General features: G+C 61.3%; 27 protein-coding genes and 1 other RNA gene. 15 read left to right on the forward strand and 13 right to left on the reverse strand.

Annotated elements, in window-relative coordinates:
* Positions 1-9: 9 nt before the first annotated feature.
* The 3 genes from JQN66_RS06265 to JQN66_RS06275 all read right to left on the reverse strand — a co-directional run bounded on the left by JQN66_RS06265 (position 10) and on the right by JQN66_RS06275 (position 3,004).
* Positions 10-1,431: a terminase large subunit gene (locus JQN66_RS06265; protein ID WP_204677068.1), complete on the reverse strand. Its 1,422-nt coding sequence runs from the start codon at positions 1,429-1,431 to the stop codon at positions 10-12.
* 394 nt (positions 1,432-1,825) lie between these two features.
* Entirely contained in the window at positions 1,826-2,113 is a 288-nt protein-coding gene (locus JQN66_RS18710) for an HNH endonuclease (protein ID WP_204677069.1), read from the reverse strand.
* Positions 2,114-2,221: 108 nt separating this feature from the next.
* The gene (locus JQN66_RS06275; protein ID WP_204677070.1) at positions 2,222-3,004 is read right to left on the reverse strand and encodes a M23 family metallopeptidase; all 783 of its coding nucleotides are present in this window, start codon (positions 3,002-3,004) and stop codon (positions 2,222-2,224) included.
* A gap of 596 nt (positions 3,005-3,600) precedes the next feature.
* Here JQN66_RS06275 and JQN66_RS06280 point away from each other — a divergent pair.
* The 3 genes from JQN66_RS06280 to JQN66_RS18590 all read left to right on the forward strand — a co-directional run bounded on the left by JQN66_RS06280 (position 3,601) and on the right by JQN66_RS18590 (position 6,823).
* Complete coding sequence (locus JQN66_RS06280; RefSeq protein ID WP_204677071.1) at positions 3,601-3,951, forward strand: hypothetical protein; 351 nt, start codon at positions 3,601-3,603, stop codon at positions 3,949-3,951.
* Between the two features lie 583 nt (positions 3,952-4,534).
* Positions 4,535-6,640 carry a bifunctional DNA primase/polymerase gene (locus JQN66_RS06285; RefSeq protein WP_204677072.1) on the forward strand — a complete coding sequence of 702 codons (2,106 nt, stop codon included), beginning with the start codon at positions 4,535-4,537 and terminating at the stop codon, positions 6,638-6,640.
* Positions 6,641-6,688: 48 nt separating this feature from the next.
* Positions 6,689-6,823 (forward strand): hypothetical protein, encoded by a 135-nt coding sequence (locus tag JQN66_RS18590; protein ID WP_275439073.1) that lies wholly within the window; start codon positions 6,689-6,691, stop codon positions 6,821-6,823.
* Between the two features lie 38 nt (positions 6,824-6,861).
* Here JQN66_RS18590 and JQN66_RS06290 read toward each other — a convergent pair whose 3' ends face one another.
* Positions 6,862-8,382: a recombinase family protein gene (locus tag JQN66_RS06290; protein WP_338029217.1), complete on the reverse strand. Its 1,521-nt coding sequence runs from the start codon at positions 8,380-8,382 to the stop codon at positions 6,862-6,864.
* A 104-nt stretch (positions 8,383-8,486) separates the two neighbouring features.
* Here JQN66_RS06290 and JQN66_RS06295 point away from each other — a divergent pair, with 104 nt between their 5' ends.
* From JQN66_RS06295 to JQN66_RS06340, 10 genes are all read left to right on the forward strand, one after another.
* Entirely contained in the window at positions 8,487-8,906 is a 420-nt protein-coding gene (locus tag JQN66_RS06295; protein WP_204677074.1) for a TadE family protein, read from the forward strand.
* The gene (locus JQN66_RS06300) at positions 8,899-9,348 is read left to right on the forward strand and encodes a hypothetical protein (RefSeq protein ID WP_188948576.1); all 450 of its coding nucleotides are present in this window, start codon (positions 8,899-8,901) and stop codon (positions 9,346-9,348) included. The genes JQN66_RS06295 and JQN66_RS06300 overlap by 8 nt, the downstream gene beginning before the upstream one ends.
* Positions 9,341-9,793 (forward strand): hypothetical protein, encoded by a 453-nt coding sequence (locus JQN66_RS06305; protein ID WP_188948577.1) that lies wholly within the window; start codon positions 9,341-9,343, stop codon positions 9,791-9,793. Before JQN66_RS06300 ends, JQN66_RS06305 begins: the two co-directional genes overlap by 8 nt.
* A 49-nt stretch (positions 9,794-9,842) precedes the next feature.
* Positions 9,843-10,958 carry a peptide chain release factor 2 gene (prfB, locus tag JQN66_RS06310; RefSeq protein WP_188948578.1) on the forward strand — a complete coding sequence of 372 codons (1,116 nt, stop codon included), beginning with the start codon at positions 9,843-9,845 and terminating at the stop codon, positions 10,956-10,958.
* Between the two features lie 328 nt (positions 10,959-11,286).
* Complete coding sequence (gene ftsE / locus JQN66_RS06315) at positions 11,287-12,093, forward strand: cell division ATP-binding protein FtsE (RefSeq protein ID WP_204677075.1); 807 nt, start codon at positions 11,287-11,289, stop codon at positions 12,091-12,093.
* Positions 12,090-13,004 (forward strand): permease-like cell division protein FtsX, encoded by a 915-nt coding sequence (gene ftsX / locus JQN66_RS06320; RefSeq protein ID WP_204677076.1) that lies wholly within the window; start codon positions 12,090-12,092, stop codon positions 13,002-13,004. The genes ftsE and ftsX overlap by 4 nt, the downstream gene beginning before the upstream one ends.
* 59 nt (positions 13,005-13,063) lie before the next feature.
* Positions 13,064-14,497, forward strand: a complete 1,434-nt coding sequence (locus tag JQN66_RS06325; protein ID WP_188948581.1) for a M23 family metallopeptidase — start codon at positions 13,064-13,066, stop codon at positions 14,495-14,497.
* Positions 14,498-14,551: 54 nt separating this feature from the next.
* Positions 14,552-15,031: an SsrA-binding protein SmpB gene (gene smpB, locus JQN66_RS06330; protein WP_188948582.1), complete on the forward strand. Its 480-nt coding sequence runs from the start codon at positions 14,552-14,554 to the stop codon at positions 15,029-15,031.
* Positions 15,032-15,161: 130 nt separating this feature from the next.
* Positions 15,162-15,530, forward strand: a transfer-messenger RNA (tmRNA) gene (gene ssrA / locus JQN66_RS06335).
* A gap of 170 nt (positions 15,531-15,700) precedes the next feature.
* Entirely contained in the window at positions 15,701-16,192 is a 492-nt protein-coding gene (locus JQN66_RS06340; protein ID WP_188948583.1) for a DUF2568 domain-containing protein, read from the forward strand.
* An 82-nt stretch (positions 16,193-16,274) separates the two neighbouring features.
* Here JQN66_RS06340 and crcB read toward each other — a convergent pair whose 3' ends face one another.
* The 7 genes from crcB to aroA all read right to left on the reverse strand — a co-directional run bounded on the left by crcB (position 16,275) and on the right by aroA (position 21,734).
* Complete coding sequence (gene crcB / locus JQN66_RS06345; protein ID WP_204677077.1) at positions 16,275-16,652, reverse strand: fluoride efflux transporter CrcB; 378 nt, start codon at positions 16,650-16,652, stop codon at positions 16,275-16,277.
* The gene (locus tag JQN66_RS06350) at positions 16,649-17,122 is read right to left on the reverse strand and encodes a fluoride efflux transporter FluC (protein WP_204677078.1); all 474 of its coding nucleotides are present in this window, start codon (positions 17,120-17,122) and stop codon (positions 16,649-16,651) included. Before JQN66_RS06350 ends, crcB begins: the two co-directional genes overlap by 4 nt.
* A gap of 65 nt (positions 17,123-17,187) precedes the next feature.
* A complete protein-coding gene (locus JQN66_RS06355; RefSeq protein ID WP_204677079.1) occupies positions 17,188-17,664 on the reverse strand; it encodes a universal stress protein in 477 nt (158 codons plus the stop codon).
* A gap of 81 nt (positions 17,665-17,745) precedes the next feature.
* Positions 17,746-18,372, reverse strand: a complete 627-nt coding sequence (locus JQN66_RS06360; RefSeq protein WP_204677080.1) for a metal-dependent transcriptional regulator — start codon at positions 18,370-18,372, stop codon at positions 17,746-17,748.
* A 6-nt stretch (positions 18,373-18,378) separates the two neighbouring features.
* A complete protein-coding gene (locus JQN66_RS06365; protein WP_204677081.1) occupies positions 18,379-19,182 on the reverse strand; it encodes an inositol monophosphatase family protein in 804 nt (267 codons plus the stop codon).
* A gap of 12 nt (positions 19,183-19,194) precedes the next feature.
* Positions 19,195-20,289, reverse strand: a complete 1,095-nt coding sequence (gene rsgA, locus JQN66_RS06370) for a ribosome small subunit-dependent GTPase A (protein WP_204677082.1) — start codon at positions 20,287-20,289, stop codon at positions 19,195-19,197.
* Positions 20,289-21,734 (reverse strand): 3-phosphoshikimate 1-carboxyvinyltransferase, encoded by a 1,446-nt coding sequence (gene aroA, locus JQN66_RS06375; RefSeq protein ID WP_204677083.1) that lies wholly within the window; start codon positions 21,732-21,734, stop codon positions 20,289-20,291. Before aroA ends, rsgA begins: the two co-directional genes overlap by 1 nt.
* 194 nt (positions 21,735-21,928) lie before the next feature.
* On the opposite strand from aroA, the gene JQN66_RS06380 reads away from it, so the two are divergent.
* Positions 21,929-22,576, forward strand: a complete 648-nt coding sequence (locus tag JQN66_RS06380; RefSeq protein WP_204677498.1) for a sigma-70 family RNA polymerase sigma factor — start codon at positions 21,929-21,931, stop codon at positions 22,574-22,576.
* 1 nt (position 22,577) lies between these two features.
* Positions 22,578-22,838 (forward strand): mycothiol system anti-sigma-R factor, encoded by a 261-nt coding sequence (gene rsrA / locus JQN66_RS06385; RefSeq protein WP_113607932.1) that lies wholly within the window; start codon positions 22,578-22,580, stop codon positions 22,836-22,838.
* Between the two features lie 92 nt (positions 22,839-22,930).
* On the opposite strand, the gene JQN66_RS18715 is transcribed toward rsrA, so the two are convergent.
* Both JQN66_RS18715 and JQN66_RS06390 read right to left on the reverse strand, forming a co-directional pair.
* Positions 22,931-23,005 (reverse strand): 50S ribosomal protein bL37, encoded by a 75-nt coding sequence (locus JQN66_RS18715; protein WP_369299107.1) that lies wholly within the window; start codon positions 23,003-23,005, stop codon positions 22,931-22,933.
* A 125-nt stretch (positions 23,006-23,130) separates the two neighbouring features.
* Positions 23,131-23,736: a GDSL-type esterase/lipase family protein gene (locus JQN66_RS06390; RefSeq protein ID WP_188948590.1), complete on the reverse strand. Its 606-nt coding sequence runs from the start codon at positions 23,734-23,736 to the stop codon at positions 23,131-23,133.
* Positions 23,737-23,796 lie beyond the last annotated feature (60 nt).

The raw sequence follows: 23,796 nt of genomic DNA on the forward strand, positions 1-23,796 counted from the left end.
TCTATTTAATTAGAAGGCAATTAGCGGTTGGCTTTCTTCCTTGGATAGCGCCAAGAGTCGTACTGCAACTACTGCCGCTACAACCTCTGGGGGAGAGTTGTGTGAAAGTACCCATCCTTCGCCCATTGGCCGTGACATTGCTTCTGAAACTGCCCTTGTTAGTGCTCCGTCGCCCGTATGCTTCACTGTGCCGTCTTCAATCCGTCCCTTGTAAGCAACACAGGCGGTTTTGATGTGTTCAGGAGTCAGGGTTACGACTTCCTTTTGCAGTTCGTCGCTTAGTTCACTGACCAGCGCGTTGTTCTGTGCGTACCTGTCAGCGCCAATGGCCATAGGGCGGTATTCAGCTAGTTGTTCCAGTGTTGGTGCCAGCCAGTTGATTCCAGAACCGTTGCGAATGACCTTATGGTGAATTTCTCCGCTGTTACCGTTCTTCCATGCCGCCACAATCGCTGCTCGGGAACGGTCAGCGTTCACTTCAAAGCCGATAGCCACTTCTCGGCGTAGAGGCTCACTGAGTTCTGCCTTAAGCTCTGCCCAAGCCTTCATATCGAACACTGCATCTGACTTCTGAATAGTCGGACGGTTCATAAAGGCTCGAATGAACTCACCACGGCTCATACTCTCCGCTGCTGCTGCAATGTCGGCCTTCTCAATCAAGCCACCCTGTAAGCCGGGGTGGAAGTCCCAGTTAGCCGGGTCGAACGGGTCTAGGCCGTCTGCAAGTGACCATTCAAAGTACGCAATCTGCGTGTCTGCTTCCTGGGTAGCCTGCCTGCCCCGCTCAACCCAATCAGCTAGGAACGTGCTGTCAGACGTGCCAGCAGTAGAGGTCATGATAAGTTGCCGGTCACGCACGGTCTGCTGTGCAGGAGTTACAGCACCAAGCAGGAGGTTTCCCTCGGCAATATCAAAGGCGAAAATCTCATCCAGCGTTACTGTGCGTGGCGTGTAGCCGTGCAAACTCTCAGGCGTAGGGCTGAATGAGTGGATACGTGAGCCGGTCGGCAAAGTGATTCTAGGAGCGCCAGCAGCTCGGTGAACGATAACTTCATTTCCGATTGGGCTTGCTTGTAGGTTGTCTGCAAGGTCAAAGAGTCGTTCTCGCGCATCCTTGCCGCTCTGGGCAGTGTAGAACGCCTTAGAACCGGGGTACTTGATACCGCGCATGGTGTCCAGAGACATGACAATAGTTGTCTTGCCAGACTGGCGCGGAACGGTGATAACCACAATCTTGTATTTGTAGTTACCGAAACTGTCTTTCTCTGTTGCAACGCGTCCTACGAGTCTCTGCCAAGGCATAAGTGGCCTGCCTTGCATTTTGGCGGTCATTTCTAGCGCCTTGAGTTCATTTTCAGCGCCAGGAGTGGGCTTGGTGGCGTACAAGGGCTGTGCCTTGCCCAGGTTCTCGAAAAAGTCTTCTTCTAGCATTTGTCCTCGTTAACGGCAAAGGCCGCCAACATTGCGTTGACGGCCTCTGAATAGGTTTTGAATAGCTCAAGCATTGGCAATGTCTCCTAGGAGCTGTGCTGAGCCGCTTGGCTGTGCTTCTGGCTGAGGCAAGTTTTGAATGAGCTGCCGAAGCTCGCGTGCAATGCTTGCTTGCTGGCTGGCGTTCTCGCACTTAGGCCATGCGTTGCATAGTTCTTCAATGAGAGCCACGGTTAGCGCGTCTTTCTCTGTCAATAGCTGTAGATCGGTGAGTTTCTGTACCGTTTTCTGGGCTGATTCGATTAGCAAATTATGTCCTTTTGGGTAGGTAGTTGCACTTTGTCAACTAAAATAGGTCTTAGAAAAAATGAATCTGGAGCGCGGGGTGCTTAGCTCAGGAAGCCAAACCAAAAAACCAGTCGGTTTTGTCTTGTTCTGTCAGCAGATACTCTTCGATCGGTCTATCTCCTCTACGGGAGTTGCACAGCAGGTGTGATGGTCGAAGGTTCTCTATTGTGTTCTGTCCACCTTGTGATCGAGGCAACACATGATCGAGTGACAGACCCTGCTTGCCTTTCATCTGTGGGTCGATTGGCTTTCTACACAGGTGACACAACCAGCCATATGCACTGACTACCTGATCCTTGTAGCGGTGGTAGTCCGCTGTAGTCCACTCAGTCATCGAGTTTCCCTGATATTGCTTGCATAACTCGGACTAAGTGCCCCTGTCCTAGGAGTTGTACCCCCTGCATTACATACCCCCCTGTTTCCCTGACATAGCCCCCATAACTCAGGAAGCACCCCCCTTGTTTCTGGCTACATCCCCCTGTAGTGGGAACAGTGCCCCCTCCTTATCGAAGTAGGGTGCTGGGTCAACACGGCCTAGGTATCCGTTATCCAGCTCCATATGTCCTACAGTTCCCATGGGGATCAACTCGAAATGCAGGTGGTCGCCGGTAGTCATGCCACTAGCGCCAGAGAGGGCGATAACGTCCCCCTTCTTGACCTTGGCACCTTCCTTGACATACACGCGGGATAGGTGGGCATATCCAGTAAGGAAGCGTGCCTGCCCGTCACGGTGATGCAGAACCACACATAGGCCGGCTGATGCACCCATAAGCACTTCATCTACGCCCTGTCCCTGGAATCGCACTTCACCGTCATAGGCTGCTACTACAGGAGTACCGCTAGGCACTCCGTAATCAAGGCCGTTGTGGCCGTCAAGCCCTACCTGCCCGTAGGCACGAGCATTAGCGCCAAAGGGCTGGATAACCTCTCCACGTCCCTCGGTAGGGTGCTTGAGGCGGATACGGGTACGGTGCGGCTGCTTGGCAGTCTCTCGCTTGCCACGGTCTTCAGTAGCCATGTCTGCAAACTCTGGCAATGCAATGCCTTCTTTCTTGTAAATCTTTTTCATGTTTCCTCGCTTGGGAATATCCATGCACTCTGAGTGCTCTGCGTGCCACCACATCTGGTCTAGTGCTGATTTCAGTCCGTTAGCTCCGAAGCCCAGGAATCGTGCATCGCACCAGCAGATAGTTACAGAGGTAAATTCGGTGGAGTCGTATTTCATTCGTCGCATTCCGGCCTAGTTGTAGTACCAGTCAGAGCCGTCACGGTCGGCCATATTCTTCTCAATACGCGCCATTAGCTCGGCTTTGCGCTCTTCAGTCAGTTCTTTTACTTCAAAACTCATTGGTTTCTTCCTTTTGCTCTAATCTAAACGATGGATTAATTAAGTTAGGCCATTCCCTTGAATAACTCTCTACTACCAGTGTAGCACACTTTTTTGAATTACCCCTTGACACCAGAGCGCCAGTGTGGTAATTGCTTTTGCCTAAGCACTGCTTGCAAAACTCGAACTAGCTTTTCCTGGAGGCACAATTACCCCTCTAGATACCTATAGCTGCGTTTTACCTCAGTATTGCTTTGATAAAACACCCTTAGGCAAAGCAAAAGCCCCCAACACTGAGAAAGGAAGAAAACAGTGTTAGGGGCTTGCTATGTGGGAGCGGAAGGAAGGAACGCTCAACCACTTACAAGGAGCCATAAATGCGACCAACATTTACGCTATACATCTATTTTAGCGGCAAGTGAGTAATAGATTAGGAAAATGCCGAACGGAGGCTTAGGCTTCAGAGGATTAAACATTCATTAGGGGGAGTTGTTTTGGCTGAATCTTCAAAGGGCTGCATTGGCGGTTGTAGCGGCTTGCTGGCCTTGGTACTGGTTGGCTCGCTTTTCGTGTTCGGTAGTTGCGGATCAGGCGATACTAAGAGTCCCAACAAGTACGGGGCTTTCGATAGGTGTGAAACGGCTATCAAGTCTCAATTGAAAGCACCCTCGACGGCAAAGTTCAGCAATAAGAACTACTTTGAAGGTTCTGCCACGCATACGGTTTATATGGATGTTGATGCTCAGAACTCATTTGGTGCGTCGATGAGAAACAGGTTCACCTGCGAGCTTTCTTTCTCGGAAAGTAGCGGCACTTGGTCGCTTCAAGACATTCGCGTTAACTAGCGGTACGAGAAAAGCCCCTATCTCAAGATAGGGGCTTTTTCGCTTGTTTAATCGACACAAGGTTGACTAGACCTTGTACTTCTAATTCTAGCACAGTTCTAGAAATCACGTCAGAGGTGGACATGGACATGTGGACATACCCAAAACCCCTCACACACACCTAAAAAGGCCTATATATATTAAAAAATAATAAAAATTTGCTTATATGTATACCACTTCTCGTGTAGGTGGATTTTTATACATTTACGCCTACACCCATGTCCACATGTCCACATGTCCACTTTTCAACCTTTTGCCTAGTCAGACTGAAAATTAGACGTGTACACCCCTAAAATCCACATCTGGACGTGTCCAACTCTCAGTCAAATGTACACCTCTAAACCCTCCTAAGCCAGTGGCGCGAGCCACACTTATTTAGCTTAGTTGACGTGTCAGCTATTATTATTAATTTCTTACACAAGCAGAAAATAATTAAAATAATCCTTAATTTCAATGCCCAAAAAGATGATTTGGATTTATGTGCTACGCTTAGATATGTAGCCACGAAGGGCTACATTGTTTAATCGACTAATAAGGAACTAAATTGAAGAATTTGCCAAACATTGCCCTGTACTTCCCAATCTCCGCTGGCACCAAGCGACCAGCAGTAAAGAATTGGCAGGCAATCGCTACTGATGACGTAAAGACTATCCAGGAATGGGTAGCAAAGGGTATGGATATTGGAGCCATGCCAAAGGCTGGCTACTTTGTGCTTGACCTTGACGTGAAGGAAGACAAGAACGGCATTGACTGGATTGCGAACAACCGCCCAACACTGCCAGCCACTTGGACTGCAAAGACTGCCCGTGGCGGTCAGCACCATTGGTTCAAGCTTCCAGCAGACGTAGCAATGTCCAATAAGACTGATTTTCAGCCGGGTCTGGATATTCGAGCTGCTGGCCGTGGCTACATCGTGTTTGAAGGCTCCTACGAGGGTAAGCCATACACCCAGATGCCTTTTGAAGGTGAGATTCCAGAAGCGCCACAGTGGATTATTGAGGATGCTAAGGCTAAGCCTGCCAAGGACAAGTTCGCAGATGACGGTTCTGCTGTCCTGACCTACAAGGGTGCCGCTGTACTGGCTTACAACGAGGCCATGAAGCACGCTAACGCCCTCTACGAAGCCCAGAATGGCGCTCATAGCTGGGATGACGCTGCGTCGGAACTGGCTTGGTACACCGCCCACCTGATGTGCCATGCGGATACCGAGACTGAGCGCGAAGAGTTGCAGGCCAACTACCTTACTCACCCGTTGGTTGAGGACTTGGACGCGAATGAAAGCGGACGAGGAAGCAACAAGCTTGACCAGAAGCTGAACGTGCTTGAGCCTCAGTACGCCTACGCAGATGAGTTGGAGGAAGAGCGCGAGAGTGCTTTCTTCGCTTCTACCGAGATGCTGAGCAAGATTGAGAAGCTGGCCAAGGGGTCGAATACTTCCCCATGGGCAGTGCTCGGACACAGCCTTGCAATGACCAGCGCAGATACTCACCACAACGTTTTGACTGACCCAGACCTGCGAGGCAGTGGCGCTAGCTTGAACTTCTTCTTGGCAAGCGTTGGCAACTCGGGCGACGGTAAGGGCGAAGCCTACCGTGTAGGCCGTAAGGCTATGAACCTGGATAGCTTGAACATTCAGGACGTGGGTTCAGGCGAAGCGCTGTTGAAGCTCATCTCCGACGCTCAGGCGCTGGAGGAGGACACTGAGAACGAGCAGGAGGGTAAGACCTTCACCGCTAAGTCATCTGTGTTTGTGCGAAGTGATGAAATCACCGATTTTGCTACCAAGGCTAACCGTTCCGGCTCCACGATCTTCCCGCGTTTGCTGTCGATCTTCATGGGTGCGGAACTGAGCAATAACACTGTTGGTGGCAAGGCTAACGTGTCGATTGCTGATGGTAGCTACCGCTGCGTTTTCGATGTTGACGTTCAGCCCCGCAACGCTGGCGCACTTCTGGAGCACCAGCAGAGCGGATTGCCTCAGCGTTTCGTTTGGGTGAGTGCCAGCAGCGACAAGTCTAAGCGTCTGAGCTGGCGTGAGCGTCGGGAACTGAACAACGTGGTCAGCGAATTGGGCTGGACTAATCCGTTCCCAGAGTTTGTGCCGACCACTACCTATGTGATGCTCCCAGATAGCGCAAAGGATGAGCTTGACCAGTTGGAAGCAGAGCGTGCAAAGCGCATTGACGATTACACCGAAGACCACGACGGCCACCTGTCCTTGGTGCGTATCAAGGTAGCAAGCTTGCTGGCTATCCTGCACGGTCAGAAGTTCGTGTCTGAGGACATTTGGAAGTTGTCTGCTGAGGTTATGCGCCACAGTGCCAAGACTCTTGACCGTTGCATGACCGTCATGGATCACTTTGTGACCAAGGAAGCTATTGGACGTGCGAAGCTCAATGCAACCATTGCGCACCACGCTCATAAGCAGGAGGAAGAACTGTCGCAGGCAGATATGCCTGTCGCTCAGTTCGCAGAAACTGTGGTACTCCCTAAGATCCAGGAAGCTGGCAAGTTCCCTAAGGCAGATGTTAACAAGCAGTTCCGTAGCAACCTGCGCACCAAGGCACGCGAAGCTATGACTTGGTTGGTGACTCAGGGGCTTGTAGGTGAGGAAAAGGAAGGTCGCACGACCTACTACCTTGCCGCCTAATTTTTGTGTCCAAAAATATATACAAACATTTTAGAAAAGGAAATGAAATTGACTACTCAGAACGAAATTCAGGAACTTAAGGCAGACCACGAAGCCGACAGGAAAAAGCTGGCCGGAGTAAGCGCAGAGGTAACTCTGATGCTTGCGTCCTTACACAAGGCCAAGGAAGAACTAACTAAATAGGCGAAAGCACCCCACCATTTTAGGTAGGGTGCTTTTTGTTACCTGAAAGCGGCCAATAGCATCCACTGCATTGCTTCTGCTTCAAGCTCTTCCAGCAAGGGGCTTATCTCAACCTTGATGTTCTTAGGCTGGAACGTCCTTCCAGTGCCTATTCCTTGTGGCATTACTTGAACATTCTTGTATAACGCCTGTATCAGCAACCTCTGGCGCTCTGTCGATAAAGAGTTCCAGTTTTCCCAAGCAATAGGCTCAAATTCCATAATGTCTCTGGCGTGCTCAATCCAGGAGATTCCAGCAAAGACACTATCCGCTTCTAACTCAGCAATGCTTTCCTTGAGTGCTGCCAGCTCTTTCTCGTGTTTAGCCTCTCTTTGTGCCAGCAATGTCGGCCTAAGTCCAGCTTCTATGGCTTCATTGAGCCATTCCCTATGCTCCTGCATAAGGGTCATTTGTTGCCTGCGAAGCTCAGCAGCTTCTGTAGCGCCATGAGGGCTTAGCACCTCTTGAGAGCTGGGGGAGAAGAGGGGCACTAGAACGCGGCTTACAAGCATCTTCTCGATAGGTTCAGCAGCTCTTGTGACGTGTCCAGGAGTAGGGCAACTGTAGGCACGCGTGTTCTTGGGCTTGCCCCGGTAAGCCGTATTCAGTTTGCGTCCGCATATGCCGCATTCAATCCAGCCTGATAACAGGTGTGGTTGGTGCCTGTAGCCTTGCTTTCCGCGCTCGCCGGTCTTGCGTGACTCTCTAATGAGCTGGATATGCTCGAACTCTTCTTCGCTTAGCAACGGCTTCCAGTCAGCCAGCTTGTATAACGTGCCGTCATATTCTTGGTAGCCCTTGAGCCTTGGGCGCTTGAAGTATTGACTAACCGTGCCAGAAGTCCACTCCCTGCCGCCTTGCTTGCCAGTCTGAGGTGTCTTGAGTCCTCTGGCGTTCCATTCAGTCGCTACCTTGAAGAACGTCCATTCACCGCTAATCAGCTTCTCGGTAGCTTCACGTACAGCACTAGCTTCCGGCTCAACCCAAGCGCCAGTTCGCTCCTGCCCAAACGGCCTGATACTGCCACGGTACTTACCGGCCTTAGCGTCACGTTGCGTAGCCAACTTCTGGCGCTCAGATTTCTTTGTTTGCTCCGTAGAGTCGATCACTGAGCGGAACAGCGTAAGCATGGTGCTGTCAGAACTGGAGAAGTCCAGCTTTCCACCGTCGCACAGCCAGCCAGTGATGCCGGAGGCTTTGAGTCTCAGAGTGTCCATCACGTCGCGGCTTAGGCGGTCAGACTTGAACGCCACCACATTAGCGGGGGAGTCAGTAAGCATCTGCTCGAACTGAGGCCGTAGGGCACCACTTGTGGCGCTTATATCGTTGTCAACATAGGTCTTATCCAGTGTCCAGCCCTTAGCCTCTATAAAGGCCGTACAGGCCTCTACCTGAGCCTTCACGCTAGAACCCTCTTCTGAAGTTCCCTTGCGCTTGTCCTGACTGAGACGCGCGTAAATTGAAGCTCGCATGTTTATAGGGTAGTTGAATATCTTCTGCTGGGTCATGATCACGCTCATGAGCGCGCTGTTGGTGGCCGCCCTGCTGGCGATCGCCGGGCCCCGGCTGCAGGACCTGTTCAACCAGGCCATCGACAGGGTGTCCGGGCTGGGATAGGACCGGCATGCGAAACCGAACGGGACTGCAGCTCCGGTTCGCCGACGGTCCGGGGGACCACGGGGAACGCGGCTCCGCAGTGGCGGAGTTCGTCATGATCACCACGCTGCTGATCGTGCTGGCCTTCTCGATCATGCAGCTGGCCCTGGCGCTGCACGTGCGCAATACGCTCACCGACGCCGCGGCCAACGGCGCCCACTACGGGGCGTTGGCCGACCGCTCGCCCGCCGACGCGGCCGGCCGGACCCGCACGCTCATCACCGAATCGCTGCATGGCGGATTCGCCAAGGATGTGTCGGTGTCCACCACCGCCATCGGCGGCACCCAGCTGGTGACCGTCACCGTCAACACCCGGGTGCCGCTGATCGGCTTCCTGCCCAACGGGTGGGACCTGAGCGTCACCTCCGATGCGGTGCGCTATGGCTAGGGCCTGCGCTCGCCAGCCGCTGCGCCGGTGGCGTGAGGCGACCGCGGACGAACACGGCAGCGCAATCGTGGAGTTCATCTTCGCCGCCACGATCCTGCTGATTCCGATGATCTACCTGGTCCTGGCCGCCGCAGCGCTGGAGGGCGGCAGCTATGCGGTGGTCTCCGCGGCTGACCAAGCCGCCAAGGTATTCGCCGTGGCGGAGAACCCGGCGCAGGCCCGCTCCAACGCCCAGGCAGCGGCCGATCGCGCCATCGCGAACTTCGGATTCAGCGGTTCGAACACCACCATCTCCTGCAACAGCGAATGCCTCAGCCCCGGATCGGTGGTGACGGTCACCGTCAGCCTGGACGTCCCGCTGCCCTTCGTCTCCGACTACATCTCCGCATCGGCGTTCGCCGTGGACGCCACCGCTGCCCAAAGGATTGACCGTTTTGGCTAGCCGCCGCCTGCGCGAAGCCTTGGGGCGCGAGGACGGCCAGTCGCTGGTGCTGGCCATCGGGTTGTGCGCGGTCACGCTGCTGACCATTTCCGTGGTGCTCGCCGCCAGCGCGGTGAATCTCAAGGCGCGGCAGCTGCTGTCCATGGCGGACGGTGCCATCGTGGCGGCGGTGGACGAATTCGAATTCGTCGCCGACGACGGCGCCCCGCGCATCCAGCTCACTGCAGAGCAAGTCCAACAGGGTGCACATCGCTATCTGGCGGATGTCGGCGCCTCGGGACGCATCGACAATCTGGGCATCGAGTCCGTACAGGTGTTGCCCGGAGGGCAGGGCGCTGAGATCGTGCTCACCGGCACCGTCAGCCCTCCGATCATCGGATGGATTGTGCCCTCCGGGATTCCCATTACGGTGCATTCCACCGCGCGAACGGTGCTCAGCCGTTAACGACGCAAAACCCGGAACCGAACCGCAAATGGCGTACGCTTAGAACACCATGGCAAATACTGACTTTCCCGCTGAAATCCGCTCAATCCGTGCGACCTTCGCCGCCATCGAGGAAGTGAGCGATGTTGATCAAATCAAGGCTGACATCGCAGTACTCTCCGAGGAAGCCGGTGCCCCGGATTTGTGGGACGATCCGGCCAGCGCGCAGATTGTCACCAGCAAGCTCTCCTATCGCCAGTCGGAACTTGATCGCCTGACCAAGCTGCACACGCGCATCGACGACCTGGAAGTCCTGGTCGAACTAGCGGAGCTGGAAGACGACAAGGACACCCTGGCGGAGGCGGACAAGGAACTGCTCGCCATCCGCAAGTCGCTGGACGACCTGGAAATCGTCACCCTGCTCAATGGTGAGTTCGATGCCCGCGGCGCCGTGGTCACCATTCGTTCCGGCGCCGGCGGCGTCGATGCCGCGGACTTCGCGGAAATGCTGCTGCGTATGTACCTGCGCTGGGCGGAAAAGCGCGGCTACAGCGCGACGGTCATGGACACCTCCTACGCGGAAGAAGCCGGATTGAAGTCCGCTACCTTCGAAATCGATGCTCCCTACGCGTTCGGCATCCTTTCGGTCGAGGCCGGCACCCACCGCCTGGTGCGCATCTCGCCATTCGACAACCAGGGCCGCCGCCAGACGTCCTTCGCCGCGGTGGAAGTCATCCCGCTGATCGAGCAGACCGATTCCATCGAGATCCCGGAAAGTGAAATCAAGGTCGATGTCTTCCGCTCCTCGGGTCCCGGCGGCCAGAGCGTGAACACCACCGACTCCGCGGTGCGCATGACCCACATCCCGACCGGCATCGTGGTCTCCATGCAGAACGAAAAGTCGCAGATCCAGAACCGCGCCGCCGCCCTGCGCGTGCTGCAGTCGCGAATTCTGCTGCAGAAGAAGGCCGAGCAGGACGCCCAGAAGAAGGAACTGGCCGGCGACGTCAAGGCATCCTGGGGTGACCAGATGCGTTCCTATGTGCTCAACCCCTACCAGATGGTCAAGGACCTGCGCACCGAGCACGAAGTCGGCAACACCGCCGCCGTGCTCGACGGTGAAATCGACGACTTCATCGACGCCGGGATCCGCTGGCGCGCCACACAGCGCCGCCCGAGCAAGTAGGCCGCGCAGCCCCGCCGGCCAACGGAAGCGCAGGTCTCTTCCCTTGGCCCGGGGGAGCGTGGGTTTGAGGAAACTCACGTCCTTGCGCCCGTCCGCGGATCCGCCAGGACAACCAGTAAAAAACTGGTTGCCAGCACCGGAATTGGCGGCCAAAATATAAATTTGTGTCAGCTGTTAGTAGCTGATGAATCTGGCAACACACCCGCGAATGCCCTCATGATGGCCGCCGCGCACCGATAAGGTTTGGTTGATTGGCGCATCAGAAGACGTTTGCTCTCGAGATTGGTTTTCGTGGGTCGCGCCCCGACGAAAACTGGCGATTGAAGACATGATTAAATTCGAAAACGTCTCGATGGTTTACGAGCCCAAGCAGAAAAATGCTGCCCTGGACGACGTGAGCATCGAGATCAACCGCGGCGAGTTCGCGTTCCTTGTCGGCGAATCCGGCTCCGGTAAATCAACCTTCCTCAGCCTTGTCCTGCGTGAAAAGCGCGCCACCGACGGCGCCGTCTACGTGGCTGGCCAGAACCTGAACCGCATCCCCAGCCGTCGCGTGCCTAAACTGCGCCGCAACATCGGCTTCGTCTTCCAGGACTTCCGGTTGCTGCGCGAACGCACCGTCTTCGATAATGTCGCTTTCGCCATGGAAGTCATCGGCGCCTCCCGCGCACAGATTCGCGACCGCGTCCCCGACGCGCTGAAGCTCGTCGGACTTGAAGACAAGGCCCGGCGCAAGCCAACCGAACTCTCCGGCGGCGAACAGCAGCGCGTGGGCATCGCCCGCGCGATTGTGAACAAGCCCGCCATCCTGCTGGCCGATGAGCCCACCGGCAACCTCGACCGCAAGAACAGCATCGAAGTCATGAACGTGCTGGACCGCATCAACCAGAACGGCACCACTGTGCTGATGGCAACTCACGCCCATGAACTGGTCAGCGAATTCCGCCACCGCGTCATTGAGCTGAATTCCGGACGCGTGGTGCGAGATGAAGCCCAGGGCCAGTACACGCCGATGACGACCGTGGTGAACCAGGACGGATCCCGCGCGCTGCTCTTCGGCGATGCCTCCGCCGAGCCGAACGACGAGCGTGAACCGCTTGAAGCCATGGACGAAAAGAAGGACGAAGACCAGTGAGACTCGGATTTATCCTGCGCGAAGCCGTCAAGGGCCTGCGCCAAAACGTCGTCATGGTCGTTTCGGTGGTGCTGGTGACCTTCGTGTCGCTGACCTTCGTCGGCGCTTCAGCGCTCCTGCAGCTGCAGATCAACCAGATGAAGGGGTACTGGTACGACCGCATGGAGGTCGCAGTCTACCTCTGCGACGATGCCAGCGCCTCGCCGAACTGCGCAGGCAAGCCGGTCACGGATGACCAGCGCAACTCCATCAAGGCCATGCTCGAATCCGAGCAGCTCGCCCCGTACGTCAAGGAAATCGCCTACGAGTCCAAGGAAGACGCCTACAAGAACTTCCTGGACCAGTACAAGAACTCCTCGCTCGTCGACCAGGTCAAGGCCGACCAGCTGCCCGAGTCCTTCCGCGTCGCGCTGGTCGATCCTGAGAAGTATCAGGTCATCAACGAGGCCTTCTCTACCGTTGCCGGTGTCGACTCGGTGGTCGACCAGCGCGAACTGCTGGAAAAAGTCTTCCAGCTCGTTCGGGTCGCCTCCGCCGCGGCGGCCATCGTGGCCATCGTGATGATCGCCTGCGCGGTGCTGCTTACGGGAACGACAATCCAGCTGTCGGCCATGCATCGACGGCTGGAAACCACGATCATGCGCCTGGTAGGTGCTTCAAAGGCGACGATTCAGCTTCCGTTCATCATCGAAGGCGTGATTGCCTCCGTGATTGGCGGCGTGCTGGCCTCCGGCACGCTCTGGCTGCTGATGAAATTCCTCGTTGAGGACAAGCTCGCTAGTGAGAACGTGGGAGTGGCATTCATTTCCACCGCGGAAGTCTGGCTCATAGCACCGGTGCTCTTGATAATTGGTATCGTTTTGGCAACAATTTCATCAGTGGTAACGTTGAAGCGTTACCTGAAGGTTTAGCTTTACCGCGACCTTTGTGTCGTGATCAACCTGCTTTTTGCACGTCTTTAAGGAGTCCTATGCTGTCCAACGCAGTTCGGCGCAAGTTCCTGCGCGCCACCCTCGGTGGAGCAATGGCTCTCGCCCTGACACTGCCAGCTGGACTCGTTGTCGCTGATGAACTCGACAACAAAAAGGTTGAAGTGCAGGAGAACATCGACAACCTGGAGCAAGACATGGAGTTCCTGGATGCAGACATCCAGGAAACCGACCAGAAGCTGCGCGACCAGCAGGCCCAGGTGCCGGTCTTGCAGGCCGCGCTGGCCGACGCGCAGAACCGCGTCGCCAACGCCCAGGCCGCCGTGTCCGACCTGAACGACCGGCTGATCAGCGCCCAGGGAACCCGGGACAAGGTCGCCGCGGAGATTGCAGCGAACAACGCGGAGATGGACAAGGCGGAGGACGCCATGGCCAAGATCGCCTCCGAAGCGTACAAGCGCGGCGGCGTATCCGGCGGCCTGGACATGATCCTGAACATGGAATCCGCGACCGCCATGGCCGACGGGCTCGACATGGCCAATCGCGCCATGGAATCGCAGAACTCCGCCTACAACGATTTGGCGCAGGAGAAGGCGAACAACGAGAACAACAAGGTCCGGCTGGCGGCGGTGGAGAAGGAAATTTCCTCGCTGAAGTCCCAGGCCGAGGAAGCGCTGGCCCAGGAAGAAACCGCCCGCAACGCCGCGCAGTCTGCCAAGGATGAACTGGACGCGCTGGTCGTCAGCACCGAGTCCCTCAGTGCGCAGCTGGAAGCGAAGAAGCCGCAGATCCAAGCGAAGCTGAAGGCCCAGCAGGCCGAGTACGCGCAGGTGCAGGCGGACATCAAGGAGCGCCAGGAGCGCCTGTTGCGCGAAGAGCAGGAACGCAAGCGCAAGGCCGCCGAAGCTGAGGCCAAGCGCAAGGCCGCCTACGAGGCCCAGCAGGCCAAATTGGCGGCGGAAGCCAAGGCCAAGAAGCAGGCCTACACCAAAAAGAAGTACGTTCCCAAGGAAACCGCCGCTCCGGTGGCTCCGCAGTCCGCAGGATCCAGCGCCTGGGGCCTGGTCAAGCCGACCGCCGGGAACAAGATCACCTCCAGCTTCGGTTGGCGTCCCACTCCAGCCGGCACCATCGACTACGGAGGCCGGGGAGGCTACGTGCACGCCGGCATCGACTGGGGCTTCGGCGGCCAGTGCGGTTCGCCGATTACCGCAGCAGCCGACGGCGAAGTCTGGATGGCTGGCTGGGGCGGTTCCTCGGGCAACAAGGTGACCGTTTCGCACGGCGTCGTCAACGGCAAGGCGCTGGCGACGAACTACCACCACATGTCCAAGATCGCCGTAGGCGTCGGCCAGAAGGTCTCCCAGGGGCAGGTTATCGGCTATGTCGGCACCACCGGCAACTCCACCGGCTGCCACCTGCACTTCGAAACGATCGTCAACGGCCAAGCCGTGAACCCATTGGGACTTCTCTAACGCTAGACTTGATATTTGTGCGCGGGAATCCGCCCGCGACATGCAAGGAGTGTCATGGCCAAGAAGAACCAGGAAGATCGTGTCATCGCGAGCAACCGCAAGGCTCGCCACGATTATGAAATTCTCGACACATTCGAAGCCGGTATGGTGCTGACCGGCACCGAAGTGAAGTCCTTGCGCGAAGGCAAGGCATCGCTGGTGGACGGCTTCGGCCAGTTCTATCGCGGCGAACTGTATATCGAGAACTGCTATATCCCGGAGTACCTCAACGGCTCCTGGACCAACCATGCGGCTCGCCGCCGCCGCAAGCTCCTGCTGCACCGCCAGGAGCTGGTCAAGATCGAGCGCAAGATCTCCGAAGCTGGCTTGACCATCGTGCCGCTGAGCCTGTACTTCAAGTCCGGCCGCGCAAAGCTTGAAATCGGCATCGCGCGAGGCAAGCGCGAGTTCGACAAGCGGCAGACGCTGCGCGAGAAACAGGACAACCGCGAAGCGCTGCGTGCCATGCGCGAGCGCAATCGCGGTCATGCCTGATCAGACTGCGGCTCCACGCTGAATCGGTGGCGCATCTCTCGTTGGGGTTCCGGCGGGAGGTGCGCTATGATTGGTTAACGCACTTCGGTGCGGTTGCATCCGGGGAAACCCGGAACTGACAACAAAATACGGGGATGATCGGTTTCGACGGTGTAAGTCGCGACAGATGAAGCGGGCCGAGGACGCAAAGTTATCTCGTAAACGCTCTTTGCAAAACAATAAGTGCCGAATCAAAGCGCACTGACTTCGCTCTCGCTGCCTAAGCAGCCAGACAGTCCGTTAGCCAGGGGATGCTATCGCCCCTGTTCCTAACGTCATTTAGATAGCCACTGTATCCGGCAGCTGTTGCCGCTGTCGGGTACATATTTAGGCAACTGTGCCCGGATCAGCCACTTGTTTGCGTGATGGCTGGGGCAGAGAAATTCCGTAGCAAACTGCGCCCGGAGAAGACCTGGCAACACTACATCGGACGGGAGTTCAATTCTCCCCATCTCCACCAATGGCCCCGGAACTACGGTTCCGGGGCTTCTTGCTGTCCGGAATCAAGCAGTGGTGCTGTACCTCTCGCGCGAGCCTGCTCGCAGGCATTCTGTTTACCACATAGAATTGAGTAGATACCGAGAGCATTCTTGGGCGAAAACGTGCGGAATTAGAGTGAGGCAGTCAGTGATGGGCAAGAGCAACACCCAGAAAGTGTCCCCGATCCTCTCTTCGCTCTACGCAGCCGTCGCCTTCCTTTTGGAAGTCGGCTTGCTGTTTGCCGCGGCACTTGCCGCGATCGCCTACGTGCCATGGCCGACGATCCCCGCGATCCTCGTGGTAGTGGTGCCGTTGCTGGCGCTCTGGTCGGTGTTCTTCTCGCCGAAAGCCGTCGTCAGGCTGCGCCTGCGCACCAGGCTGACGCTGATCCACCTGATTTACCTCATCGGTGCCTACGTGCTCTGGCTGAGCATCGACCGGTCGTTCACCGAACAGTCGCAGATCTGGGCCATCGCCATGCTCGCGCTCACCGGCGTGAGCGCGATCCTGATCCTCGCCACCGGCGGCTACGTCGTGCCGCACGACCGCAGCAAACCCCAGCCCCAGGCCCAGCCGGTGGCTGTGGGCACCCAGCCGGCGCAGTCGCCAGCGCCAGCCCGCGGACGTCGCGCCGCACGCTGAGCCGCGCAACACGAGAACCTAAAGAGCAGGAGCCAGGCCCGACGGGCCTGGCTCCTGCTGATTAACTGGCCGACCGGCCACGCTACAGCCGTGCGGCGGCCAGCAGTCCGAGCCCGGCGGCCGCGAGGGCCCCGAGCAGGGTGCCGAAAGCATTGACCGCGCTGGCTGCCGGCTTGCCGGCCTGCAGCAATCGCACCGTTTCGATGCTGGCGGTGGAGAAGGTCGTGTAGCCGCCCAGGAAGCCCGTTCCGACGGCGAGCTGCCACGACTCGGGGAGCAGCCGTCCGGCGACCAGGCCGGTGAGCAGGCCCAGCAGGAACGAGCCGCTGAGGTTGACGAGAATCGTTCCCCACGGCAGGGCGCCGGAAAGGCGCGAGGCGACCAGCCCGTCCAGCGCGTAGCGGGCACAGGCGCCGAGGCCGCCGCACAGGCTCAGCACGAGAAACAGCATGGCGGTCATCGGGAGGCCTCCCCGGACGCATTGCGGCGGGTGCGAGCGGCACCGAGCAGGATGCCGCACCAGCTGGCCGCTGCACCCAGCACGATGCTGCCCAGCGCATACAAGGCTCCGAGGCCGGCGGATCCTGTGCCCAGCAGCAGCGCGCCGTCCACCGCGAGGGTGCTGTAGGTGGTGAAGCCGCCCATGAACCCGGTGCCCAGCAGCAGCCGCATCCGCCGCACGCGGCCGGGGCTGCCGCCAAAGCGGCCCAGGGATTCGAGCAGCAGGCCGAGCAGCAGCGCGCCGAGGATGTTCACGGCGAAGGTGGCGGTCGGAAAGCCCTGATGCGAAGGGAGCAGCAGATTCACGGCCTCGCGCCCCGCGGTCCCGGCCGCGCCGCCGAGGAACACCAGCAGCAGATGGCCCGGACGCAGGTGCGCCCGGCGCCGTACGGTGTTTTCGGGGTCCGGCTGGGGGAGGTCTCGGTTCATTGGTCAGCGTTCGTCGGTAGCGGATAGCGGGACAGGGCGGCGCCCGGCTCTGGCAATTCCCCGGTTCAGGGGTGCTGCGCGGCGGGCACCACGAGTACCGGGAGCAGCTGGCACCGGGCGAGCTGGGCCGCCACCGAGCCGCCGAGCAGTTCGTGCAGCGAGGTGCGCAGCGAGGGACGGCGGGCGCCGACCACGATCATTCGCGCCCCGAGCCGCTCGGCCAGGGCGGCCAGCTCAGCGCTGGGGTTCCCGGCCAGCGCGTGGGTCCGCCAGACCACCGCCAGCGGTTCCAGAATCGTTGCGAGATCCCGGCGGAGCAGTTCGGGAAACGGCTGGACATCCTGGTCCTGCACCTCGGGGTCGATGGGCGCCGAGCGCACCGTGCCGTCGGCGAGCCGCTGCACGGTGTAGCGGGCGGGGTCGACCCAGGCGCAGTGCAGTTCGGCGCCCAGCTGCTCCGCCAGCGCCGCGGCCTGGGCCGCTGCGGCCAAATCCTGCTCCGGGCAGACGCCGAGCAGCAGCACGCCGGGGCGCTCCGTCATGGCATGCTCCTGTCTGCCGGGGTTCTGGCACCATTTTTGCACATGGTCCGGGGCGCCGTGGCGGCCGGCCGGGCGTCGGGCTCAGGCCGGGCGCACCCACACCAGCGAGGCATCCAGGTAGTTCAGCTGGTGCGGCAGGGTGATCGCCGCTCCGGGCACCAGCCCCTGGTCTTTGGCACGGCGCAGGAAGTCGGGGTCCTCGTCGCTGATCCGGTCCACGATCGCGGTGCGGCCGGTGAAGCGGTCAAGGCGCACCGCCCGGCTGGCCGGCAGGGTGCCGTCGGCCGCGGGGATCGCGTCCCCATGCGGGTCGCGCCGCGGGCGGCCCAGGCGCTCATCCAGCGCGTCGATGAAGCGGTCGGTCACGGTGTGCTCCAGCGCCTCGGCCTCGTCGTGCACCTCGTCCCAGCCGTAGCCCAGCTCGTCGCGCAGGAAGGTCTCCAGCAGCCGGTGGCGGCGCACCATGCGCAGGGCCTCGCGGCGCCCGGCCTCGCTGAGCGTGATCGCCCCGCGGGGCACGTGGTGCACCAGCGACTTCGCCGCCAGCTTCTGCACCATCGGGGTCGCCGAGGCGGGGGACAGGCCCAGCTGGTCGGCCAGCGCGCCGGTGCTCACCTGCGTGTCCTCCCACTCGGTGAGCAGGTACAGCGCCTTGAGGTAGTCCTCCTCGCTGGTGGTCAGCGCGCGCGGATCGCGGTTGCGGGGCATGGGCGGCTAGCGGTTCAGGTAGGGGAGGATCGCCTCGTGCAGGCGGCCGTTGCTGGCCAGCGCGTTGCCGCCGTGGCAGCCCTCGACTCCGGCGACGGAGGTGAAACGGCCTCCGGCCTCGCGCACCACCGGCACCAGCGCGGCCATGTCGTAGAGCTCCAGCTCGGGTTCGAACGCGGCGTCCACCGCGCCCTCGGCCAGCAGCGCATAGGAGTAGAAGTCGCCGTAGCCGCGGGTGCGCCAGGCGCTGGTGAGCAGGTCCAGCAGCCCGTCGAGCTTGCCGGCGTCCTTCCAGCCGTTCAGCGACGCGTAGGACAGCGACGCGTCGGACAGCTCGCTCACCCCGGAAACGCGGATCTGCCGGGTGGCGGTGGAGCCGACCTCGGCGCCCGGCTCGGTGACGAACGCACCCAGCCCGGTGGCCGCATGCCAGCGGCGGGCCAGCGCGGGGGAGGAAACGACCCCGAGCACCGGTTCGTCGTCGACGAGCAGCGCGATCAGCGTCGCCCAGACCGGCACGCGGCGCACGAAGTTCTTGGTCCCGTCGATCGGGTCGATGACCCAGCGGCGCGAGGAGTCCCCGTGCACGCCGAACTCCTCGCCGAGCACGGAGTCCCCGGGTCGGTGCTCCGCCAGCTGGTCCAGGATCAGCTGCTCGGCGCCGCGGTCGGCGTCGGAGACCGGGGTCATGTCCGGCTTGGTTTCGACCAGGAGGTCGTTGGCGCCGTAGCGGGCCAGGGTGAACGCGTCGACCTTGTCGGCCAGCGCGAGGGCGAACTTCAGGTCCTGCTGCAGGGTGTATTCAGCCATGGTGGTGCGGCGCTACTGCGCGCCGAGCTCCTTTTCGTGCGTAGTTTCCTCGGTGGTGACCAGCCGGCGGTAGGAGGCCAGCCGGGCGGCGGCCTGGGCGCCGGTGGATTCGTCGTCGGCCCAGGCCTGCAGCGCACAGCCGGCCTCGCCGGCGGCGTGGGTGCAGCCGCGTGGGCAGCCGGTGGCGATCTCGGCCAGGTCCTCGAAGGCGGCCAGGATGTTCTCCGGGTCCACCAGGCCCAGCCCGAAGGAGCGGATGCCGGGGGTGTCGATGAGCCAGGAGCCGGGGGTCTCGCCCAGGCGCAGCGCCAGCGCGTTGGAGGAGGTGTGCCGCCCGCGCCCGGTCACGGCGTTGACGTGCCCGGTGGCGCGCTGCGCGCCGGTCAGCGCGTTGACCAGGGTGGACTTGCCCACCCCCGAATGGCCCAGCACCACCGAGACGCAGCCGGCGAGCAGGCCCTGCAGCTGATCCAGCGCGGCGGCGTCCAGCCGGGCGCTGGCCCCGTCGGCGCTGCGCGCGTCGATGCCGGAGGCTTCCGCATCGGTGGTGCGCGAGATGACCACCGGCAGCTCCAGGCCCTCGTAGTGGGCCAGGAATTCGGCCGGGTCGGCGACGTCGGCCTTGGTCACGCAGAGCACCGGCTGGATGCCGGCGTCGTAGGCGGCGACCAGCGCGCGGTCCACGAAGCCGGTGCGCGGCTCCGGATTCGCCGCGGCGACCACGATGACCAGCTTGTCCACGTTCGCCACGACCACCCGCTCGGTGGCGTCGGTGTCGTCCGCGCTGCGGCGCAGCAGCGTGCTGCGCTCCTCGATGCGCACCAGCCGCGCCAGCGTGTCCGGCTTGCCGGAGGTGTCCCCGACCAGCGCGACCAGGTCCCCGGGCACGATGGCCTGGCGGCGCAGCTCGCGGGCGCGGGCGGCGATCACGATGCGCTCGGCCGGCGTGTCCTCGTCCAGGATCGCGGTGTAGCGGCCGCGGTCCACGGTGACGATGCGCCCGATCACTGCCTTTTCATGGGCCGGGCGGTCCTTGGTGCGCGGGCGCGAGCCCTTCTTGTTCGGGCGGACGCGGACCGAGGATTCATCGTAGTCGGAGTAGCGCATCAGCGGGCGCCCTGCTCTGCCGCTCCGGCGGCGGTGGCGGCCATCGCCGCCCACTGCGCCGGGAAGTCCGGCATGGTCTTGGAGGTGGTGGCGATGTCCGCGACGCGGATCCCGTCGACGGCCAGGCCCAGCAGGGCTCCGGCGGTGGCCATGCGGTGGTCCTCGTAGCTGTCAAGGTCCGCCGGGCGCAGCGCACCCGGGGTGATCTCCAGCCCGTCCCCGGTCACCTGCACCTGCGCACCCACCTTGCCCAGCTCGGCCTGCAGCGCGGCCAGCCGGTCGGTCTCGTGCCCGCGCAGGTGCCCGATGCCGGTCAGCCGGCTGGGGGAGTCGGCCAGCGCGCACAGCGCGGCCAGGGTCGGGGCGAGCTCGGAGGCATCCGCGTAGTCGATCCCGCGGATCGGCCCGGTGCCGCGCACCGTGAGCACCGAATCGGCGCCCAGCGACACCTCGGCGCCCATGGCCGCAAGGATCTGCACCCACTTGCCGCCGACCTGGGTGGTCGCCGCCGGCCAGAACGGCACGCGCACCACGCCGCGGGTGGCCAGCGCGGCGGCCAGGAACGGCCCGGCGTTGGACAGGTCGGGTTCCACGGTGACGGTGAAGCCGGCGATCGGCCGCGGCTGCACGTGCCAGCCGCGCCCGTCCGCGTCGACCTCCAGCACCGCGCCGAGCTCGCGCAGCGTGGCCACGGTCATCGCGATGTGGTCCGGCGAGGCCAGCGGGCCCTGCGCGGCGCGCAGGCGCAGCCCGCCGGGCAGGGCCGGGCCGGCCAGCAGCAGCGCGGAGATGAACTGGGAGCTGGCCGACCCGTCGATCTGCACGGCGGCGCCGGCTTCCAGCTGCCGCGCGTCCATGGTGAAGGGCAGCATGCCCGGGGTGCCGTGGTAGGTGAAGACGGCGCCCAGCTCGGCCAGGGCGTCGAGCACCGGGGCCATCGGGCGCACGCGGGCGGCGGCGTCGCCGTCGAAGCGCGCCTGCGCGCCGGCCACCGCGGCCAGCGCCGGGACGAAGCGCATGACGGTGCCGGCCAGCCCGCACTGCACCTGAAGCGGCCCGGCGGACAGCCGCGCCGGGGGGACGACGTGCACGGTGGTGGAGCCGTCGGCCTGCACGGTGCGCTCCAGCGCGACGCCGAAGGCCGCCAGCGCGTCGAGCATCAGTTCGGTGTCTCGGCTGATCAGGGTGTTGTGGATCGTGGAGGGGGAGGACGCCAGGGCGGCGAGGACCAGATACCGGTTGGTCAGCGACTTGGAAGCCGGCACCAGGACCGTCGCGTCCAGCGGCGCGGCGGCGAAGGGGGCGGGCCACCACAGGGGCTCGACCGGATGCGAAGGGGTGGTTCCAGTGCTGGGTGCGGTGTTGATTGGGCTGATCCTAACTGTGAGGCCTGGCTGCTGCGGCGTCGGAGCACAAGATGTTCTGGCGCCTGCCGGGGCGTTCATCGCCCCGTCCCGCCTGCTTAAATCCTAGCCGAGATCGGCGCGGGAATAAGGTTTGGACGCCGTTCGTTGAACCGAGTGTGACGACGATTGAAGACATCAGCACCGTGGCGGGCGCCGGCGGCGCAGTGCAGGGCACGCAGCGCCCGGGCCGCGCCCTGCCCGGAAACCCCGCGCAGCGCGTAGACTCGAGGGCGATGACTAACGAGAGTGTGGACGCGAACCTTCCCGATGCGGGCGCCGAGTCCGAGGCGCAGCGCCGCGAGCGTTTCGAGCGGGACGCCCTGGTCTACGTGGACCAGCTGTATTCCGCCGCGCTGCGCATGGCGCGCAACCCGTCGGATGCCGAGGACTTGGTCCAGGAGGCCTACACGAAGGCGTATTCGGCCTTCCACCAGTACAAGCCCGGCACGAACCTGAAGGCCTGGCTGTACCGGATCCTGACCAACACCTACATCAACCTGTACCGCAAGCGCCAGCGCGAACCGCTGCGCACCAGCACGGACACGGTGGAGGACTGGCAGATGGCCCAGGCGATGGAGCATTCGCCCACGGGCCTGCGCTCGGCCGAGGTCGAGGCGCTGGACCACCTTCCGGATTCCGATGTGAAGGCGGCCCTGCAGTCCATTGGAGAGGATTTTCGCCTGGCGGTGTATTTCGTCGACGTCGAGGGCTTCAGCTACAAGGAAGCCTCGGAGATCCTCGGGGTGCCGATCGGCACGGTGATGTCGCGGCTGCACCGTGGACGCAAGCAACTGAGGGAACTGCTGGCGGACTACGCCGCAGAACGCGGAATCCAGGCGGCGGCCAAGCCCGCAGCCAAGGTCGATGGAGGGACGAAGTAAGATGGACTGCAATTCTTTGGGGGACTGCTCCGACGCGCGCATCGTGCGCATCTACGAGTACCTCGACGGCGCCCTCACGCTGGCCGACCTGAAAGAGGTCAAGGCCCATCTGGACCACTGCCCCGAGTGCACCGAGCAGTACGACCTGGAGTGCATCATCCGCTCGGTGGTGCGACGCAGCTGCCAGGAGCATGCCCCGGAGCAGCTCAAGGCGAACATCATCACCCGGATCTCGCAGATCAGGATCGAATCCGGCCACTAGCACCCGGCGCGCCGCGCCGGCCACCATGGAAAGAACCCCGTATCGCTCGAAATGCTTCGAGTGGTACGGGGTTCTTCGTCTGTTCGCTTCGCTTAGCTGTTTGGGCGCTTGCCGTGGTTGGCACCGCCACGCTTGCGATCGCGACGCTTACGAGCGCGCTTCGACATGGTGACTCCTTAGAGGGATCATTACAAACTGCTCGATGGGTTTCGAGCCGACTAATAGTCTTTCACATTCCGGTGGCAAAAGCCTAACGGGCCCCGCGGACGCCGGGTCGCGCCGGGCGGTGCCGCTAGCCTGCGCTGGGCTCTGGCAGCTGCAGCCAGGAGTACCAGCCGCGGTGCAGCACCAGCCACGCCATCAGGCCGTAGCCGGCCTGTCCCGGCACGCCGCCGGAGGCGTTCAGGTCGGCGCGCCACTGCGCGTGGCTGCGCAGGGGAGCGAAGGTGTCCACGTAGTGGTGGTTGCGGCGCATGGCCACGTCCGCGTACACGCGGTTCAGCTCGGCCACGCGTTCGTTGCGCGCGTCGTCCAGCCCGGGGGCCGGGCCGACCAGCAGCGCCTTGATGTTCATCTGGGAGGCGGAATCGAGGATGTTGGCCAGGTTCAGGCGGCTGCGCGCGGTGCTGACGCCCAGGTCGACGTCGCGGTCCGACAGCGCGATCACCAGGCGGTTCTCGAACTGGTCGCTGAAACGGCGCGACGCCTCGCCCAGCCAGCGTTCGGCCAGCGCCTCGGAACCCTCGGCGGGAGCGGCGAGCACAAACGACTGCAGGCGCAGGGCCGGGTCCTGGGTGCGGGCCATGACGCGGCCGAACCAGCCCAGGCCGCGCGGGTCGCCGTGGCCTGCCAGAAGTTCGTCCCCGATTGCGGTAATCCGGATGGTGCGTAACTCCAACTTGGCGGCCTTTCGTTGGGTAAGGGTGGATCGTTGTCAACATTATCAGTGTTGCACTGC

Origin of the sequence: Glutamicibacter protophormiae, assembly GCF_016894325.1 — a bacterium.
GTDB classification, from domain to species: Bacteria; Actinomycetota; Actinomycetes; order Actinomycetales; family Micrococcaceae; genus Glutamicibacter; species Glutamicibacter protophormiae.

What these genes read in the sequence shown, in the direction of transcription:
- JQN66_RS06265 (WP_204677068.1), bottom strand. Translation starts at nt 1,431, where the DNA reads ATGCTAGAAGAAGACTTTTTCGAGAACCTGGGCAAGGCACAGCCCTTG.
- JQN66_RS18710 (WP_204677069.1), bottom strand. Translation starts at nt 2,113, where the DNA reads ATGACTGAGTGGACTACAGCGGACTACCACCGCTACAAGGATCAGGTA.
- JQN66_RS06275 (WP_204677070.1), bottom strand. Translation starts at nt 3,004, where the DNA reads ATGAAATACGACTCCACCGAATTTACCTCTGTAACTATCTGCTGGTGC.
- JQN66_RS06290 (WP_338029217.1), bottom strand. Translation starts at nt 8,382, where the DNA reads ATGAGCGTGATCATGACCCAGCAGAAGATATTCAACTACCCTATAAAC.
- JQN66_RS06295 (WP_204677074.1), top strand. Translation starts at nt 8,487, where the DNA reads ATGCGAAACCGAACGGGACTGCAGCTCCGGTTCGCCGACGGTCCGGGG.
- JQN66_RS06300 (WP_188948576.1), top strand. Translation starts at nt 8,899, where the DNA reads ATGGCTAGGGCCTGCGCTCGCCAGCCGCTGCGCCGGTGGCGTGAGGCG.
- prfB (WP_188948578.1), top strand. Translation starts at nt 9,843, where the DNA reads ATGGCAAATACTGACTTTCCCGCTGAAATCCGCTCAATCCGTGCGACC.
- ftsE (WP_204677075.1), top strand. Translation starts at nt 11,287, where the DNA reads ATGATTAAATTCGAAAACGTCTCGATGGTTTACGAGCCCAAGCAGAAA.
- JQN66_RS06325 (WP_188948581.1), top strand. Translation starts at nt 13,064, where the DNA reads ATGCTGTCCAACGCAGTTCGGCGCAAGTTCCTGCGCGCCACCCTCGGT.
- smpB (WP_188948582.1), top strand. Translation starts at nt 14,552, where the DNA reads ATGGCCAAGAAGAACCAGGAAGATCGTGTCATCGCGAGCAACCGCAAG.
- JQN66_RS06340 (WP_188948583.1), top strand. Translation starts at nt 15,701, where the DNA reads ATGGGCAAGAGCAACACCCAGAAAGTGTCCCCGATCCTCTCTTCGCTC.
- crcB (WP_204677077.1), bottom strand. Translation starts at nt 16,652, where the DNA reads ATGACCGCCATGCTGTTTCTCGTGCTGAGCCTGTGCGGCGGCCTCGGC.
- JQN66_RS06350 (WP_204677078.1), bottom strand. Translation starts at nt 17,122, where the DNA reads ATGAACCGAGACCTCCCCCAGCCGGACCCCGAAAACACCGTACGGCGC.
- JQN66_RS06355 (WP_204677079.1), bottom strand. Translation starts at nt 17,664, where the DNA reads ATGACGGAGCGCCCCGGCGTGCTGCTGCTCGGCGTCTGCCCGGAGCAG.
- JQN66_RS06360 (WP_204677080.1), bottom strand. Translation starts at nt 18,372, where the DNA reads ATGCCCCGCAACCGCGATCCGCGCGCGCTGACCACCAGCGAGGAGGAC.
- JQN66_RS06365 (WP_204677081.1), bottom strand. Translation starts at nt 19,182, where the DNA reads ATGGCTGAATACACCCTGCAGCAGGACCTGAAGTTCGCCCTCGCGCTG.
- rsgA (WP_204677082.1), bottom strand. Translation starts at nt 20,289, where the DNA reads ATGCGCTACTCCGACTACGATGAATCCTCGGTCCGCGTCCGCCCGAAC.
- aroA (WP_204677083.1), bottom strand. Translation starts at nt 21,734, where the DNA reads ATGAACGCCCCGGCAGGCGCCAGAACATCTTGTGCTCCGACGCCGCAG.
- JQN66_RS06380 (WP_204677498.1), top strand. Translation starts at nt 21,929, where the DNA reads ATGACTAACGAGAGTGTGGACGCGAACCTTCCCGATGCGGGCGCCGAG.
- rsrA (WP_113607932.1), top strand. Translation starts at nt 22,578, where the DNA reads ATGGACTGCAATTCTTTGGGGGACTGCTCCGACGCGCGCATCGTGCGC.